Source organism: Dyadobacter alkalitolerans DSM 23607 (genome assembly GCF_000428845.1).
GTDB lineage: Bacteria > Bacteroidota > Bacteroidia > Cytophagales > Spirosomataceae > Dyadobacter > Dyadobacter alkalitolerans.
The window spans coordinates 142,331-158,761 of the sequence record NZ_AUAS01000012.1; the positions used below are offsets into that span (position 1 = coordinate 142,331).

General features: G+C 45.0%; 19 protein-coding genes. 8 read left to right on the forward strand and 11 right to left on the reverse strand.

Annotated features, from left to right (window positions below; all coding sequences use genetic code 11):
• Positions 1–63: 63 nt before the first annotated feature.
• Positions 64–1,716, reverse strand: coding sequence for a UxaA family hydrolase (locus G395_RS0119745; protein ID WP_026631651.1), 1,653 nt, complete (start codon positions 1,714–1,716; stop codon positions 64–66).
• A gap of 157 nt (positions 1,717–1,873) precedes the next feature.
• Between G395_RS0119745 and G395_RS0119750 the strand changes: the two genes are divergently transcribed.
• The 4 genes from G395_RS0119750 (at position 1,874) to G395_RS0119765 (ending at position 6,522) form a co-directional block, all read left to right on the forward strand.
• A complete protein-coding gene (locus tag G395_RS0119750) occupies positions 1,874–2,773 on the forward strand; it encodes an AraC family transcriptional regulator (protein ID WP_026631652.1) in 900 nt (299 codons plus the stop codon).
• Positions 2,770–4,404: an adenine deaminase gene (ade, locus tag G395_RS0119755; RefSeq protein ID WP_026631653.1), complete on the forward strand. Its 1,635-nt coding sequence runs from the start codon at positions 2,770–2,772 to the stop codon at positions 4,402–4,404. Before G395_RS0119750 ends, ade begins: the two co-directional genes overlap by 4 nt.
• Before the next feature lie 162 nt (positions 4,405–4,566).
• Complete coding sequence (locus G395_RS0119760) at positions 4,567–5,148, forward strand: RNA polymerase sigma factor (RefSeq protein ID WP_026631654.1); 582 nt, start codon at positions 4,567–4,569, stop codon at positions 5,146–5,148.
• Positions 5,149–5,250: 102 nt separating this feature from the next.
• Complete coding sequence (locus tag G395_RS0119765) at positions 5,251–6,522, forward strand: replication-associated recombination protein A (protein WP_026631655.1); 1,272 nt, start codon at positions 5,251–5,253, stop codon at positions 6,520–6,522.
• On the opposite strand, the gene G395_RS0119770 is transcribed toward G395_RS0119765, so the two are convergent.
• Entirely contained in the window at positions 6,516–6,698 is a 183-nt protein-coding gene (locus G395_RS0119770; RefSeq protein WP_026631656.1) for a hypothetical protein, read from the reverse strand. The two genes, G395_RS0119765 and G395_RS0119770, sit on opposite strands and share 7 nt — an antisense overlap.
• Positions 6,699–6,825: 127 nt before the next feature.
• On the opposite strand from G395_RS0119770, the gene G395_RS0119775 reads away from it, so the two are divergent.
• Entirely contained in the window at positions 6,826–7,374 is a 549-nt protein-coding gene (locus G395_RS0119775; RefSeq protein WP_026631657.1) for a YfbU family protein, read from the forward strand.
• A 298-nt stretch (positions 7,375–7,672) separates the two neighbouring features.
• Here the strand turns inward: G395_RS0119775 and G395_RS32170 are convergent, their stop codons facing one another.
• The 5 genes from G395_RS32170 to G395_RS29825 form a co-directional block, all read right to left on the reverse strand.
• Positions 7,673–7,867, reverse strand: a complete 195-nt coding sequence (locus G395_RS32170) for a hypothetical protein (protein ID WP_157486749.1) — start codon at positions 7,865–7,867, stop codon at positions 7,673–7,675.
• Between the two features lie 165 nt (positions 7,868–8,032).
• Complete coding sequence (locus tag G395_RS0119780; protein WP_026631658.1) at positions 8,033–8,401, reverse strand: hypothetical protein; 369 nt, start codon at positions 8,399–8,401, stop codon at positions 8,033–8,035.
• A 105-nt stretch (positions 8,402–8,506) separates the two neighbouring features.
• Entirely contained in the window at positions 8,507–9,007 is a 501-nt protein-coding gene (locus G395_RS0119785; RefSeq protein ID WP_026631659.1) for a hypothetical protein, read from the reverse strand.
• Positions 9,008–9,180: 173 nt separating this feature from the next.
• Positions 9,181–9,441 carry a T9SS type A sorting domain-containing protein gene (locus tag G395_RS31770; protein WP_084439734.1) on the reverse strand — a complete coding sequence of 87 codons (261 nt, stop codon included), beginning with the start codon at positions 9,439–9,441 and terminating at the stop codon, positions 9,181–9,183.
• Positions 9,360–10,118 carry a putative Ig domain-containing protein gene (locus G395_RS29825; protein WP_026631660.1) on the reverse strand — a complete coding sequence of 253 codons (759 nt, stop codon included), beginning with the start codon at positions 10,116–10,118 and terminating at the stop codon, positions 9,360–9,362. Before G395_RS29825 ends, G395_RS31770 begins: the two co-directional genes overlap by 82 nt.
• Before the next feature lie 7 nt (positions 10,119–10,125).
• Here G395_RS29825 and G395_RS0119795 point away from each other — a divergent pair, with 7 nt between their 5' ends.
• Entirely contained in the window at positions 10,126–10,764 is a 639-nt protein-coding gene (locus G395_RS0119795; RefSeq protein WP_229204232.1) for a response regulator transcription factor, read from the forward strand.
• A 30-nt stretch (positions 10,765–10,794) separates the two neighbouring features.
• Here G395_RS0119795 and G395_RS0119800 read toward each other — a convergent pair whose 3' ends face one another.
• The 4 genes from G395_RS0119800 to G395_RS0119820 form a co-directional block, all read right to left on the reverse strand.
• Positions 10,795–11,841 carry an aldo/keto reductase gene (locus G395_RS0119800; RefSeq protein WP_026631662.1) on the reverse strand — a complete coding sequence of 349 codons (1,047 nt, stop codon included), beginning with the start codon at positions 11,839–11,841 and terminating at the stop codon, positions 10,795–10,797.
• Positions 11,842–12,235: 394 nt separating this feature from the next.
• Positions 12,236–13,021 (reverse strand): hypothetical protein, encoded by a 786-nt coding sequence (locus G395_RS29830; RefSeq protein ID WP_157486750.1) that lies wholly within the window; start codon positions 13,019–13,021, stop codon positions 12,236–12,238.
• Positions 13,022–13,098: 77 nt separating this feature from the next.
• Positions 13,099–14,748, reverse strand: a complete 1,650-nt coding sequence (locus tag G395_RS0119815; protein ID WP_026631664.1) for an ArnT family glycosyltransferase — start codon at positions 14,746–14,748, stop codon at positions 13,099–13,101.
• A gap of 101 nt (positions 14,749–14,849) precedes the next feature.
• A complete protein-coding gene (locus G395_RS0119820; RefSeq protein ID WP_026631665.1) occupies positions 14,850–15,272 on the reverse strand; it encodes a response regulator in 423 nt (140 codons plus the stop codon).
• A 251-nt stretch (positions 15,273–15,523) separates the two neighbouring features.
• Here G395_RS0119820 and G395_RS0119830 point away from each other — a divergent pair, with 251 nt between their 5' ends.
• Positions 15,524–16,045 (forward strand): DUF4142 domain-containing protein, encoded by a 522-nt coding sequence (locus G395_RS0119830; protein ID WP_026631667.1) that lies wholly within the window; start codon positions 15,524–15,526, stop codon positions 16,043–16,045.
• A 28-nt stretch (positions 16,046–16,073) separates the two neighbouring features.
• Positions 16,074–16,415, forward strand: a complete 342-nt coding sequence (locus tag G395_RS0119835) for a hypothetical protein (protein WP_026631668.1) — start codon at positions 16,074–16,076, stop codon at positions 16,413–16,415.
• The last annotated feature ends 16 nt before the right edge of the window (positions 16,416–16,431 follow it).

A 16,431-nucleotide genomic window follows, 5' to 3' on the forward strand; every position in this document is an offset into this window, starting at 1 on the left:
ACCCGGGGATCAAATAAGAGTAAATATTTTTGATCTTTGATTCTATTATTCAGTTAAGAAAATTTAGAGGGAGACGCCTCTTTTCCAGGGGATAAAATCATCCTGGCCTAGTTGCTGTGCTTTGGTCAATTCTCCGCTGGCAACCCTAATTACATATTCCAGCAATGCTTCGGCGTTTTGTTCGAGGCTTTGCGTGCCGTCGACAACCGGTCCGCAGTCAAAATCGATGACGTCGGGCATGCGGTTGGCTAATGTGGTGTTGGTTGCGACTTTGGCAACGGGGCAGATCGGGTTTCCGGTGGGCGTTCCTAATCCGGTTGTGAAAAGGATAATGTTGGCTCCTGCGGCTGTCTGCCCGGTCGTTGCTTCTACATCATTGCCTGGCGTGCACACGAGTTGCAAGCCTGATTCTGTGGCTCTTTCGGTGTAGTTTAGCACATCCGAAATGTATGCATTACCGCCTTTGCGGGCTGCTCCGGCTGATTTTATGGCGTCTGTAATGAGGCCATCTTTGATATTTCCGGGTGAAGGATTGAAGGCGAATGCGGAACCGACTGCTTCTGCCTTGCCTGCGTAATCGCGCATTAATTTTTCAAATTTTGCGGCCTTCTCTTCGGTCACACAGCGGTTAATGAGCTCTTGTTCGACGCCATTGAGTTCGGGAAATTCTGCTAATAATGTCTGTCCGCCCAGGCCAACAACGATATCCGAAAGATGTCCCAAAACCGGGTTCGCAGAAATGCCTGAAAATCCATCTGAACCGCCGCATTTAAGGCCAACGGAAAGCTTGGACAAAGGCGCGTCGCTTCTTTCGAACTCATTGATCTTGGTAACACCCATGAATGTTTCCTTAATCGCACCCGACATTAAGGAATATTCCGTGCCTTTCTGATGCTCGAATGCGAAGAATGGTTTGTTGAAATTCGGATCACGTTTTTTGATTTCGTCTTCCAGTGTCTTCAACTCAGAATTCTGGCAACCCAGGCTCAAAACCGTAATGCCGGCAACATTAGGGTGAACGGCATAGGAAGCAAAAAGAGCACAAAGCGTATTGGCGTCCGTTCTTGTGCCGCCACAGCCGCCTTCGTGGGTCAGGAATTTAATGCCGTCCACATTCTGGAACGGACGTTCCGGTTTCCTTCTTACGGGTTCGCGCTCGGTGAATGCTTCCATGCTTCTGATGGTGCGCAAGTCGCCGCTTTGATATAAATGCAGGAAATCCCTGACGTGTTCTCTGTAAATATCAGTCTGCGCATAACCCAGCTCCCGCTCGAATGCATCCTTCATAATCAGCACATTACGGTTTTCGCAAAATACCAACGGCACCACGAGCCAGTAATTATATGTGCCAACGCGGCCGTCTTCGCGGTGATATCCTTTGAATGTTCTGTTCTGCCATTTCGAGACATCCGGCTGAATGTAAGAATAAGGCTGGCGATTGGCCGTGCTGTAATCCTGAGAATCGTGTTTGAGATTGAATGTCGTGATGGGCTCGCCCTTGCGGATGGGCTGCGATGCGCGACCTACGAGCACGCCATACATAATAATAGCGCCACCGGTTTCAATGTCTTCCGTCACAAACTTGTGCTTGGCCGAAACGCCATATGGCAGCGAATAATGACTGCCTGCCCAGGCCACGTCGGCATTTACGGGCAAGTCGCGCAATGCAACGATCACATTATCAGAAGGATGTATTTTTAAAAGCTGTGACGCCATAATTAGTTTCAAATTGGTTTTATTTCGCCGGGTATTTTAAATAGAATTTATCAACAAATGAACTGAAATATTTCAATACATTGATTCGCAATACTAGCAAAGTTTTCAACTATATTGGCATATATTTCCTCTTAATAGAATCTTTTTGTAATTATTTGTGAAACCGCAATTACTAAAAGTCCCCAAAGGCCTGCAAAAATCGTTTAGTATCCGACGCGATGTGGTCCTTTACTTTTACAACCGCTGGCATTACCATCCCGAGCTCGAACTGATCCACATTGAACAGGGCTCGGGCACGCAGTTCGTGGGTGACAACATTCAGAATTTCCAAAGTGGCGACCTGCTTCTGATCGGCGCTAACCTACCCCATTACTGGCGCTGCGACGAGAAGTACTTCCAGCGCGAAAGTCAGTTGTATGCCCAAGCCACCGTCGTGCATTTTTCGCTAGACTTGTTCGGCAATGCATTTCTGGATTTGCCGGAAAACAAGGCCATTCGCAAATTACTGCTCAAAGCAAAGTTTGGAATGAAACTATTGGGCGAAGGGACGGAAAATGTGAAGAAGCTTTTGCAGGATTTATTGGATCAAAAGGGCGGGAATGCGGTGATTTCGCTTTTACAAATCCTTGAAAACCTGGCACATTGCGCTGAAACGAAAACATTGTCCCACACGCATTACCAGGAGGAATACGATCAGTACGACACGGACCGGATCAACCAGATTTACCAATATTCGATCAGTAATTTCCAGAAGAAAATTTCCATTGAAGAGATTTCGGAGATTGCGAACATTAGCCCGCATTCATTCTGCCGGTATTTCAAAAGCCGCAGCCGCAAGACTTACTCGCAGTTTTTGCTGGAACTAAGGATCGGACATGCATGCAAATTGCTTTCTGAAACCAAGCTGCCTGTTGCCCAGATCTGCTATGAAAGCGGTTTCAACAATTTCGCCAATTTCAATAAATATTTCAAAATCCACACCGGCAAGAGTCCTTTGGCTTACCAAAAGGAATTCCGAAAAATTGCCGTTCACCGGCCTAACCTGGAAGTCGCATGATGAAAATCAACCTTGTCAATATTTTTGAGAAAACCATTTCTGAGGCAGAACTGCATATTGCGGATGGAATCATTAAGGAAATCAACATTACCGGACCCGAAAATTCGTCTTTGCCTTACGCACTGCCCGGCTTCACGGACGCGCACGTACATATAGAGAGCTCCATGCTTACGCCCGCGCAATTTGCCCGCCTGGCGGTGGTGCACGGGACCATTGCAACGGTTTCGGACCCGCATGAAATCGGGAATGTGCTCGGCATAGCTGGCGTGGAATTCATGATCGAGGATGGCAAACGGGTGCCTTTTAAATTCTGCTTCGGAGCGCCCTCCTGTGTTCCGGCGACGGTTTTTGAAACGGCTGGGGCAGTGATTGATGCGGAACAAGTCGGGCAGTTGCTGGCAAAGGACGACATTGGTTACCTGGCCGAGGTTATGAATTTTCCGGGCGTGATCAATGAAGATCCGGACATGATGGTGAAGATCAATTGGGCTAAACATTATAATAAGGTTGTCGACGGCCACGCGCCCGGCCTGCGCGGGGAAGCGGCCCGCAAGTATGCATCGCATGGCATCACCACTGACCATGAATCCTTTACCTATGACGAAGCCAGAGAAAAAATCGATTACGGTGTCAAAATCCTGATCCGGGAAGGCAGCGCCGCCCGGAATTTCGCGGCATTGATCCCTTTAATAGATGAATTTCCGGAGCTGGTGATGTTCTGTTCGGATGACAAGCATCCGGATAACCTTGTGGCGGGGCATATTAATGTATTGGTTAAAAGGGCATTGTCGCTGGGTTATGACATTTGGAACATTCTGCAAGCGGCTTGTATCAATCCTGTGCTGCATTATAGTTTGAATGTTGGTTTGCTGAGATTAAATGATCCGGCCGATTTTATTTTGGTTGACAACATGAGTGATTTTAATGTAAAGGAAACCTGGATTGATGGGGCGCTTGTGGCCAAAGATTCAGTTTCAATGATTCCGGACCTGCGAAGCGCGCATCCCAACCGGTTTGTGTGCGCCCCAAAGACAGCTGCTGATTTTGTTTTAAAAAATGAAAAAAATTCTGAATCCCAGATAAGGGTCATTAAAGCATTAGAGGGTCAACTGATTACGAATGAAATCATTGCGAATGCAAAAGTGCAGGGCGGTGCAATCATGGCCGATCCGGACAATGACATCCTGAAAGTTACCGTGATCAACCGCTATGAAAACGCGCTTCCATCCATCGGATTTATGAAAAATTTCGGTTTGAAACAAGGCGCTATTGCTTCGTCCGTTGCGCATGATTCACACAACATTATATGTGTCGGCTGCGACGATGAAAGTATAGCCATGGCCGTGAATATGATCATGGAAGCGAAGGGCGGAATTTCGGCGGTAGGGAATGGAAAAACGCAATTAATCGCATTGCCGATTGCAGGAATTATGACGGATTCGGATGGCTATGGAGTGGCGGCGGCTTACACATTGCTCGACAATTTTGTGAAGGAAGAATTAATGTCATCGCTGCAATCTCCGTTCATGACGCTGTCGTTTATGGCACTGCTCGTGATCCCGCGTTTGAAATTGAGCGATAGAGGGCTTTTTGATGGAGAAAACTTCCAATTTGTTCCGATAAGTCTCTAAATGGTGACATATTTAACGAAATAGTAACATTAACCTTTGAAATAGAATTTTCTGACGAAAATATTTTTTAAATACGTTTTTTTATAAATATATTTACAAGTGTAATAATGACCCTTATTACAAATATCAATTCCTAACCCCAATCAAAATCCTTTCCAAACAATGGCTCACCTACGCTACAAGCAAGAAGAAGAACTCTGTTTTTGGGATCAGTTCAGAAAAGGCGATGAAAATGCTTATGCATGCCTGTACCGCTCTTACGTTCACATTTTGTATCAGTATTGCTCACAGTTTACTATTGACAAACCACTGATTAAGGACTGCATTCACGACTTATTTGTTGAACTATGGAAAAACCGAATGACGCTGGGTGACACCACTTCCGTTCGGTTTTATCTTATGGCGTCAATTAAAAGAAAGTTAGTTCGCCATTTGAACGCACAGCAAAAGCATACAAGCAACGAAGATATTCCGGTAGAATACTGGCATATCAACACGCCTTCTCATGAAAATCACCTGATTTCCGAAGAAGAATTTGAATCAACCAATCAGCATTTAAACGTAGCGATCAACGGGCTCCCACGCCGCCAGCGCGAGGCCATCTTTTTGAAATTTTACATGAATTTGAATAACCACGAAATCGCAGACCTGATGAAAATCAACATTCAGTCCGTGTACAACCTGGTTTTTGGTGCATTAGGCAACCTTAAAAAGCAAATGACGCTCGACAGACTGACCTTCTAACATTTCTTTATATCATTGCATTGCAAAAAGCGTGGCGAACTAAGCCACGCTTTTTTTGTTAAATATTTACGATCATTAACAAACTGAAATAAGACCATTTGAATGTCGCTGAACTCCACGCCATTAGCTGAACGCCTGCGCCCGAGGACCCTGGATGATTTTGTTGGCCAGGAAAAACTGTTAGGCCCGAACGGCCCGTTGCGCAGGGCTATTTTGCAAAATACCATCCCTTCGATGATTTTCTGGGGACCGCCCGGCGTCGGAAAAACAACATTGGCATTACTCATTGCCGAAACCACCAAAAGACAATTTTATAATCTCAGCGCCATCAGTTCGGGCGTGAAAGATCTGCGCGAAGTGTTGGCAAGACCCTCCGGTTTGTTTCCGGCAATCTTGTTCATTGACGAAATTCACCGTTACAACAAAAGTCAGCAGGACGCATTGCTGGGTGCGGTGGAAAAAGGACAGGTGACATTGATCGGTGCGACGACTGAAAACCCTTCATTTGAGATCAACTCAGCTCTTTTATCGCGGAGCCAGATTTACATCCTGGAAGCATTTGGTGAAAAAGAATTGAAACAACTGATCGAAAGGGCGCTTACCAAAGATCAGTTTTTAAAGAATAAGAATGTCACTTTCGAGTCGTATGACGCACTGATGCGCCTTTCGGGCGGAGACGGGCGCAAGCTGCTCAATCTGCTTGAACTCGTAATTTTGGGAAAAGGCGAGGAAAAAGACATTGTCATTACCGACGAATGGGTAACCGAAGTGGCGCAGCAGAACATTGCGCGTTACGACAAATCGGGTGAGCAACATTATGATATTATTTCTGCTTTTATCAAATCATTAAGAGGAAGCGACCCGAACGGCGCGGTTTACTGGATGGCGCGGATGATCGTGGCCGGTGAAGATCCATCTTTTATCGCTCGCCGAATGCTCATTATGGCATCCGAAGACATTGGAAATGCAAACCCTACGGCGATGATCATGGCCAATGCGTGCATGCAGGCAGTGAATGTGATCGGCTATCCCGAATGCCGCATAATTCTCTCACAAGTAGCCATTTACCTGGCTACTTCACCCAAAAGCAATGCGAGTTACATGGCCATTGGCGACGCTATTGAGCTCGCCAAAAACACCGCCCATTTGCCGGTTCCGCTGCACTTGCGCAATGCGCCTACCAAACTCATGAAGCAGATCGGTTATGGCAAAGAATACAAATATTCACACGAATTTGAAGGGAATTTTGCCAAGCAGAACTTCATGCCGGATGAGCTGAAAGGCAAGAAAGTGTTCGAGCCGGGATTGAATGCAAGGGAAGAAGAGATCCGCAAAAAATTGCAGCACTGGTGGGGCGACTGGTATGGTTACTGATCTTTGCTTTTGAGCTTTTCCTCAAATTTAGAAAATGACAAATCAGGAACTTTGTCCGTCTCTAACGGCTTATTCCATTCTTTTGTAAGCTTTTTCGCCATTTTTTCCAGATTTTCATCTGACTCTTTCTCGCGGACAGCATTGTTTTCGTCAGATATTGGTTTGATCTTTTTCATAAGCTGAGAGCCAAAAAGCAATACTAAAATGACAGATTGTTTAAATTACGCAAAGATGGTTTTGATAGATCAAATATCAGAAACATTGCCAAACTTTATAAGCAAATATTAACCTAAATGACCCTAAATGACTAACAACACTACTATTCCAGAAAGTATTCCATTGATTGAGCGCCAGTTACTGATCAATCAGTGCAAGATACTTTCAATTATTTGTGATGAAAAAGAAAGGGAGATTAACGAAAAACGAATCGAGATCCTGGAAAAAGGTTATACGGGTTTGTATCCGAAAGTGTTCAACTCGCTATATGAAGAAGTGCCTATTAGCGTATATGCTGAAATAACCAGTATCATGAAAATGTATGGGCGCATCAATGAGTCTATTAAAATGTTGTCAAATGAGGAGAGAGAACTGCTGGATCTTGCAAAAATCGAGTTCGAAGGTTTTGACGAAGACAGCGGCATGCACTATTATATGATGTCTTACCTGGTAGACCGGATGGACGAGCACGGAGAATATAAGGGCCGACAGCTCAAATCACATAATAGTTCATGTATGATTAAATATAACAAGATGCTTTCTGTGTACTCGGAGCTCGGAAACACGGCGGATAGTCACTTTGCACTATCTGACTTACAGCGGTTTATAGAGAGTGTTTTAGATAGCAATGAATGATCTGCGTCGCGTTAAAAACCCAATTGTAGTTCAAAACCTTGATTGAGTATGCTTTATTTAATACCCTAATTATAAAAACATATTTCTGTGTTAAAAAATAATGTTTTAAGTAAAGATTTCGTTAAATTTGTGTTGATAACCAGGCAACTGATTATCAAATAACGTTGAGTAAAATCAGACATCCCGGATACCCTGTATTTGGGATGTTTTTTTGTACCTGTCGCCAAAAAAAATGCACAGCCGGGCTGTGCATAGGGTATATAGTGTCAAGTATGAATGTCTTATATCGGGAAGCTGATCAATGCCATTCCACCTTTCTCAGCCTGGCTGCATTGCGTTTGATAAACATATGCTCGTCTACCATATAACGATCATGACCTGGTGACTTTCTCAACTGAGTGATCAGCCACACGGCACAAAATGTCGCGCCTATCAGTATGGCAATAAAAAGATATGGTCCGATTGCGTATATACTTTGAAGTAGCTGAGTCATAATTTCCAGTAGTTAGTCAGGTTTCTGATATCTTGACTGGAAATAAAAAATAATCGTACCAGACCGTCGTAATTGCCTTCCTGCGCGTAGTCGGGTGTATTTTGGCAAACTTGTAGAATTGCAGGCAGTTAAGTGGTGAAAAGTGTGGAATATCAGCCGCTACTTTCAGCGTTTCAGTATGTTTTCCTCTTTCAGATGACCGAGATATTCGCGGAATTCATAGCCCGTCATTTCAGAGATCTGCTTCGAAAAAAGCTTGTGTTTTTTGTCAGGTTCCAGTTGCGACAGGGCGTCGGAAATGAGGAATGTCAGGATGGGATTCCACCGGTTCAGGGTGTCTTCAAATCTGATTTCCGGATCGCTTAATTCTTTGCTTATAAAATGCAGTCCCTTGTCTTTTGCCAGCATTCTGAGAACTTGCAGATATACCTGCTGGTTCTCGTCATACTCAGGCTTCTTGCCGATTCCTTCATATTGAAATAGAAAATCCTGGATCTTGTAGAGATCCTGCATCGTTGAAGAATGGTCAGTCATGATTTTAATGTTAGCAAAGCGTTGGTACTTACTAACAATTAAAATCATGCCTTATTTAGTGTAATCGAAACTGCCCTGCTATTGCTGATAATTGCGGAAAAGCTTTCAGATGACGGCGTTCACCACTTTTGTATCGCAGCCTACAACGGAATTGTTGACATAGCCCACGCTGATCCCCGAGACTTTCGTAGCCTTTTTGGAAGGCAGCGGCGTCTTGATGGTTACGATCTTGGAGGTGATTACCGCCTGTGTATCGGATAGATATTTGAATTCTACCTCAATATTTTTGATGGCCGTAGGCGAGTTGTTCTCGATCACCATGCTGTGAATTGCGATCCCACCTACCGAATGCCATTCGTTTTCGAGGATTTTAATTTTGCCGATCAGCTTTTCCTTGTTTTGTGAACCCGCTGCGTTGAGCGAGTCCGCCTGGCTAATTACTTCTGTTTTAGATTTAACAACCGGCTTTTCTTTGAGGAAATCAAATTGCTTGTAATAGTAGAGGATGTAAATGAATGCGCAAACGGGAACTATGGCGCTGACCCATTTTAATAAAGGAATAAAGAACTTCTTGAACTTGGCTTTTTTGCCTCTTCTTCCTGCCATATATGTTTTGTTAACGTGTACTTAACTTTTTTGTGGTGCTGTTATACGCAAATATACCGATCCGCGGCTGCAATTTTGTTCATGTCGTTTTTTTTTGACAAGATAGTGGCATAAACAAAAACAAACCGCTGGTTTTGAGCCAGCGGTTTGTATGTGTATCGTGTTGAACAGGACTATTGTCTTACAAATCTGTGCGTCGCAATCGTGCCATTATTATGGATAATTTGTACCACATATGAGCCTGAGCTTAAATTTCTTGTGCTGATACCCGTGCTTAATGCATTTGATGCTTCAAACACCGTTTTGCCAAGTGCATTGACAACCTTCACCTGCTTAATATCAGACCAGTCGGTCAGGTTAAGGTTGACGTTTTCCGCATTACGAACCGGGTTTGGATACAGGAACGCAGTGCTTGCAAAGGAAACATTTTCGATATGCTGTAAGCAAAAGTCTCGTCCAAATCAACCATTTTCAATCTGTAAAGATTTTGGCCATTCAAAGGTTTCGCATCCTGGAAAGAATAGAATTGCTGGGTAACACTTTCATGGTTCGACTTTACAGAACCGATTTTATCCCATTTCTTACCATTCTGGCTGCGTTCGATGTCGAAACGATCGCTGTTTGTTTCCGAAGCAGTAGACCATGACAAAGAAGCCGTGGAGCCTTCGCTCGCCGCTTTGAAGCTTACCAATGTCACCGGCAGAACAGATTCAATTATAATTTTAAAAGTGGTAACCGCAGTTTGTCCAAAAGCATTTGTTGCTTCAACATCGAAGAAATAAACACCTGTCTGACTCTCATTAGCGCCTCCCGATAGACGTCCTTCCAATGATAGCGTGATGGTATTGGGCAGCGTACCAGCAGCTGTCCTTCCATTGACTGGCGTAACATTGCTAAGTCTATATGTGTAGTCAGTAAATCGTCCGCACTCAATATCAAAACCAGGCTGGGCCGGGAACTCAGGATAAGCTGCATCGAAAGAGAAGGCATCTGCACTTGAAAGATCAACCGAGATCACATCATCCGTATCGTATACGCCCAGGTCACCCCCTGTAAATGTGATGGGTGTGCGTGCACTAACTTCTAACCATAAAAATAATTCGTTTAACATTGCTTTGGTGGATCAACTCACGCTCCTTACCGATGCTTTGCGAAATGTTTTATGTCAGATACAGGAAGTAAATGCAGTAGTGTCCTACACGGACGGGAAGGAATTTATGGCTGATCATGCTATGTTCTTGCCGGACATTCTGATCATGGATTGGGCTATCAATGGCATGACTGGCCTTGAACTGCTGAACACCGCCCGAAGCGTTGTATCCAAGGACCTGAAAATCATCATCATTTCCTCGGTTACGGATGTGCAAACGATAAAACATGCGATCAGAAGGGGCGCGAATAGCTTCCTGCCAAAATCAGCTTCGCTCGAAGAACTGAAAGAAGCCATCGTTTCTGTGATAGCGGGAAAGCAATATATCGGGAAAGGCATCCGGGATAATCTTATCAACAGCGTTTTTACCGATGAGCAGGTTGTACTGCATCTATCGCCGCGTGAAAAAGAAGTGTTGCAAAAGGTGTGCAGCGGCCGGACGATCAAGGAAATTGCTTACGATCTCAAACTCAGCGCGCATACAGTCCAATATTACCACGGGTGCGTTATGGATAAACTGAAGGTGAAGAGGACCACCGATTTAATCGTTTACGCCATGCAACACGGACTCTATATACCGGAAATGAAGCAGCCGGCAAATGTTTAATTTACCGGCCGGTCCGGATGATATCAATTTTTAACGGTTAAATTTTCCGTAGAAGTCAGGCAGCGGATTCAGTGCTGTGTTTTTACGCTGATGCCAGTATGGATACGTAGGCGACTTGTCACTTGCAGCATCCAGTTTCTTGACCTGTTCAAGACTCAGGTTCCAGCCCACGGCCCCCAAATTTTGTTTCAGCTGTTCTTCATTTCTTGCTCCAATGACCACATTACTAACAGTGGGCCGTTGTAAAAGCCAGTTAAGGGCAACCTGCGCAACCGTTTTGTCCGTTTCCGCGGCTACTTCGTCCAGCACATCAATGAGGTGAAAAAAGAATTCTTCCGGGATCTCCGGTCCTTCTCCCCCGCCCTGCGCGATGCGGCCCTCAGACGGCATCGGCTGGTTTCTTCTGTATTTCCCGCCTAATCTTCCGGCAGATAAAGGGCTCCATACGATTGTCCCGATATGCTGATCCACCGCCAGTGGCATCAATTCCCACTCAAACTCGCGGCTAAGCAATGAGTAATGTGCCTGATGCGCAATGTATTTGGACCAACCATATTTTTCCGAAACAGAAAGGGATTTCATTAAATGCCAGCCTGAAAAATTTGAACAGGCAATGTATCGCACTTTGCCGGCGGTAATCAGGTCATTGAGAGCGCTGAGCGTTTCTTCAACAGGCGTATTCGCATCGAAACCGTGCATGTGGTAAATATCAATATAGTCTGTTTTGAGCCGGCGGAGGCTGTCTTCACAAGATCTGACAAGGTGAAAACGCGACGACCCGAAATCGTTTGGCCCGGTTCCCATTTTGAAAGTTGCCTTGGTAGAAAGAATGATCTTGTCCCGCAAACCGATGATGGCTTTCCCCAGAATTTCTTCCGAAAGTCCTTGTGAATACACATTAGCTGTATCAAAAAACGTAATTCCGGCATCCATACAAAGGTTCACAAGACGTGCCGCTTCGTCAGTTTGGGTGTTTCCCCAAGCTTTGAAAAAATCGCCACCGCCTCCGAATGTGCCTGTTCCAAAGCTTAACACAGGAACTTTCAGCCCCGATGCGCCCAATTGTCTGTATTCCATATTAGTAAGGTCAGTTGTCTGATTTTGAACATTGTTACAATCGAGCCAAAATTTACAAGATTATATTCTCATACAAAAAAAATGGCGTCCCTCCGGAACGCCATTTTCTCAGCTTAATTGATCCCTATATCAGCTCAATGTCGAGCAGGATTCTTTTGAAAACTTTCCCGGTCGTTTCGAAAATACCTTTGAAAGCGCCAAGAAAAACACACAAGGGAAAAATTACAGGCAGATATATAAACCACCTCAAAGCCATCGATCTGTTAAATCTTTTCATGATAACACCTCTTCAACATTGCGTAACAATCAAACCCACTAGAAGGAATTATACATGCAATATAGAAATAGTTGTGTAAAAAGTCAAGATGTAATGTCTTTTTATCATCCAGTGAAACTAGTTAGGAACGTTTGTTCCAGCTTCTTCCCGATCTTTTTTCTTACGTTTCTTGTCTTTTTTACCCGACTTGTCCTTCATCTGATTGTCGTTCATGTTGGAATTCAATGTGCTTGTTCCAGTGCTTGAATTAGCCTCAGATGGCTGTGTTGTAGTCGACTGCGATGAACCCTGCGCGTTGTTTTGATTGGTAGAATCTGGTGTTACTGCACCCGTTGTACCTGTGCTTTGTGGCCAGGCAGAAGTGCCGCCAGCGCTGCTTCCCTGCGATTGAGAGCCGGTTGTGCTTTGCGATCCGGTTGTTCCTTGTGAACCGGTTGTTCCCTGTGAACCAGTTGTTCCCTGTGAACCAGTTCTTCCCTGTGACCCACTTGTTCCCTGTGAACCACTTGTTCCCTGTGAACCACTTGTTCCCTGTGAACCACTTGTTCCCTGTGAACCACTTATTCCCTGCGAACCGGTTGTTCCTTGTGAACCGCTTGTTCCCTGCGAACCGCTTGTACTTTGTGACCCGGACGTGCCTTGCGATTGTCCGGTGCTTTCGCTGGTTCCGGTTCCCTGCATTTTACCATTTTTCCCGGTAGTATCCATGCCAGGTCTTGCTGCTCCTGCTGTGCCTGTGCTTTGTGGCCAGGCCGAAGTCCCTCCTGCACTATTTCCTTGGGGCTGAGTCGATTCCTTGGTCGATGAGCCAGATGACTTCGTGCTTTGGTTCGTTGTTTGCGCATAGGCAGTTCCGCATAATGTCAGCATGAACAGTGCTACGCTTATTTTGAGCTTTTTCATTGTATTGATTTGTTGATGAGTTAATTTTTCCCACATCATATCAATAACTGTTCCAGCAGCGCTGCTCCCCGACGTAATTACCTGACGTATAGTAAGCTCCGCTTCTCAACTGCGGCGCTTCTCGTGTCTTTATTTAAAAATTTCCCCTTCAATTTTGTAATGCGAAAATATTCGGGCGTAGCCAGGATATCGGCTTTCATGCCGGCGTTGAGCAAACTGTCGGCGAGTTCGGGGGAAGTGTAAATGTAGCACGGCTTCTTAGCTAGAAAGGCATCCAGATCCTGGCCTGTACGCACAAGCCGGACATCCGCAGGAGCATAGAATTCAAGCGAATACGAAAACGATTTGTAAGCGGCAATGGGAAGTTCAGGGTTATTTGCCCGGATCGCCCTGGCTGCACTTCTGCCCGATTGGTATTGAAGTAAAAACGGATAGAAAAACAGGAAAAGGAATATGTAAATGATGGCGGCCATTGCGTAACCATTGTACAAAATACGCTGCAACGGATTCTCAAACCGGATAATGTTGACTACGGCTACAATAAAGCAAGTCAGGCCGGTGGCGAGCCATTCATTTTTTAATCCGGTCCAATATAGTAAACCGATGACTGCTATGGCGACGAGGAACACCAGAACCTGCTGCACCTTCGCTAAAATCGAAAGCTTTATGTGCCTTGCTTTTTGATATAAAAAATAACCGGTAATGATCGAAAAATAAGGAAACAGGATTACGATGTAATGCGGAAGCTGAAACCTCGACAGCGAAAAAAGCATGAAAGTGAGTAATGTGCTGCCGTAAATAATCCAGCGTAGTGGCATTCTGTTCGTATCAAAACGGATGAGATAAACAATAGCGCTTACCAGACCCACAGACCACGGAAGAAACGCCCAGAGGGTTGTATGCATGAAAAAAGTAACATTCCCACTCCCTTTGATGGGCCCGGTGTTGAAGAAGCGGCCGAACTGGCTGTCCCAGAAAAAGAATTTTAATCCTGAAACCCCGGTTTTACCGAATACGACTTTCTCAGGATGCAGGTCAAACTGCGCGTAAAGACTGTACAACTCCGGGGTAATGAAAACGAAGCAGAGTATGAGCATTACCCACCAGCGGTAATTCAGGAACTGCCGCCACTGGGAAGTAAAAATCCAGAAAAGCACCCAGCCGCCACCGATCGTAAGCAGCACAAAAATTCCCTTTGTCATGATAGCACATGCCGCAAAAAAAGCCGCAGCAACGATATGAATGCCACTCTTTTTTTGATATACACCCAACATATGCCAGACAGCCGCAATGATACAGGTGGTGAGATAAGGTTCCGCCCGAACGTCAAAATTGGCGAGTGTGCTGTGCAGCGCTACTGCCGAGATCAGCACCGAAGTCCTGGCTACGGTAATATTAAAGAGGTCCCTGGCTGTCAGAAAAGTGTAATAAAGACCCAGAAGCCAGAAAAGGAATGCCGGGAATTTATAAGCAAAACTCGTGATACCAAAAAGCTTGTAGCTAATCGCAGCCATCCAGAAAGGGAAATGCGGCTTATCGAGCCAGTCGTGGCCGTCGCCCCACAGATTGATCCAGTCGTTGTGCTGGACCATGTGCTTGGCGATTGTAGCATAAAGCGCCCCGTCCGGCTCAATAATTTCTAGCCATAAGCCCGGAACATTCAATGCAATGCCAATAATCAGTAACCAGGGAAAATAACGTTGCAAAGCACGCTCCACATCATGCATAATTGTTTCTTTACGTGCCAGAATACCTAACGCTTCGTGAGAATGTTGCAAACATACGAAACGGCGGCATTAATTTGTAACCGGCACCTCCGGAAAGAAATCTATCTGGCAATCTGATTCTCGAAGAAGCCTTTCAGCATTTCGCTATTGACAATTTTATTGCAGCTCTCAATACTCAGCGGTTTTTGCTGGTAATCAATCACCTGGCTATAAGTGGTTGCCCTTTTCATTTCCGATTCCTCTGTGGCCGAGCTGACCATAACAACATGGACCCGATTGAGATAAGGACGGTCGCCAATTGCATCCAGAAATTCCCAACCATTCATAATGGGCATATTAATGTCCAGTAACACGAGGAAATTAGTTTCCTGCGAAGGGTAACTGTCCAGATACTGCAGCGCATCTGATCCATTGTAGCACAAGACCGTATCGTTTAAAATTCCGGACTTTTTAAGAAACATTTCATGGAGGAACAACATGATCTTATCATCGTCTACCAAAAGGATTTTGAGGTCATTAATCATGTCTTCTAACTTTATCTGCCTTATTCATCAGGTGTCAATTATGTTTTTGTCTAATCACGTTATCAGCGCCGTTGCGGACTGAAAGAGGTGCGTATTTGTCTTTCCCCAAATCCCCATATTCCCCATTTTTCTGCTTCCAGTATCATTTAAAAAAAATGATCCGCGCTTAGCAAGCCTCATTTTCCGTTGATTGGCACAATTATTACCGGCCTCCTCTTTCTGAATCAACAGCATTATTGCCAATATAACTTATGAAGCGTACAAAATTCTTTTTCCTTGCAGCAGCACTTTCTTTTGCAACCGTAGCCTGCGACGACGATACAACCGGGACCAATGCACCCGCCGAACTCGATAAGCAATTCATGCTCTCTTCATCCGATGGGGGCCTTTTTGAGATCAATGCCGGCCAGGTGGCATCGTCAAAAGGCACAACCCAGACCATTAAGCAATTCGGGCAGGAAATGCTGGATGACCATACGAGCATCAGGCAAGAGCTCATGAAAATCGCGAAAGATGCGAATGTGGACCTGCCAACAACATTGTCGAGTGAGAAGCAGCAGAAACTGGATTCACTGTCGGGACTTTCCGGAATCGCATTTGATACGACGTACATTAAAATGGTGACCATTTCGCACGAAGAAGCGGTGAACCTTTACGAAATCCAGGACAAGTCTGCCAGCAATGTTCAACTGAAAACCTTTGCTGCCGACAAGCTTCCCAGGTTAAAGGCACATCTGGAAAAGGCGAAAGCCATGAGAGATTCGATTCAGTAAGGTTTTAAAAGTATTAACCAAAAATATTATGTTCCAATCCATCATCGCTATTTTCGAGACCAACGAGGAGGCTCAGAAAGCCAAGCATGCCCTGATCTCACACGGATTTGATTTAAGCCAGATTGAAGTGAATTACAATGTGGATGTGGAAGATGACCGCAGCACTGACGGCCAGCAAACTGCTACTACGGAGCACGATGCCCTAGAAGAGGATTCCGGATCAGTTGTTACGGTCCGCACCAACAATATGCAGGAGTCGCTGGATGCAACCACCATTCTCGAAGATTGTGGCGCACTGGATGTAAACGAATTTTCCGCAAAGCCCGCCAGCGATCCCGATCCATTATTTGATCCGGAAAATCTCTCTTAGGAAGATTATTTAGGAA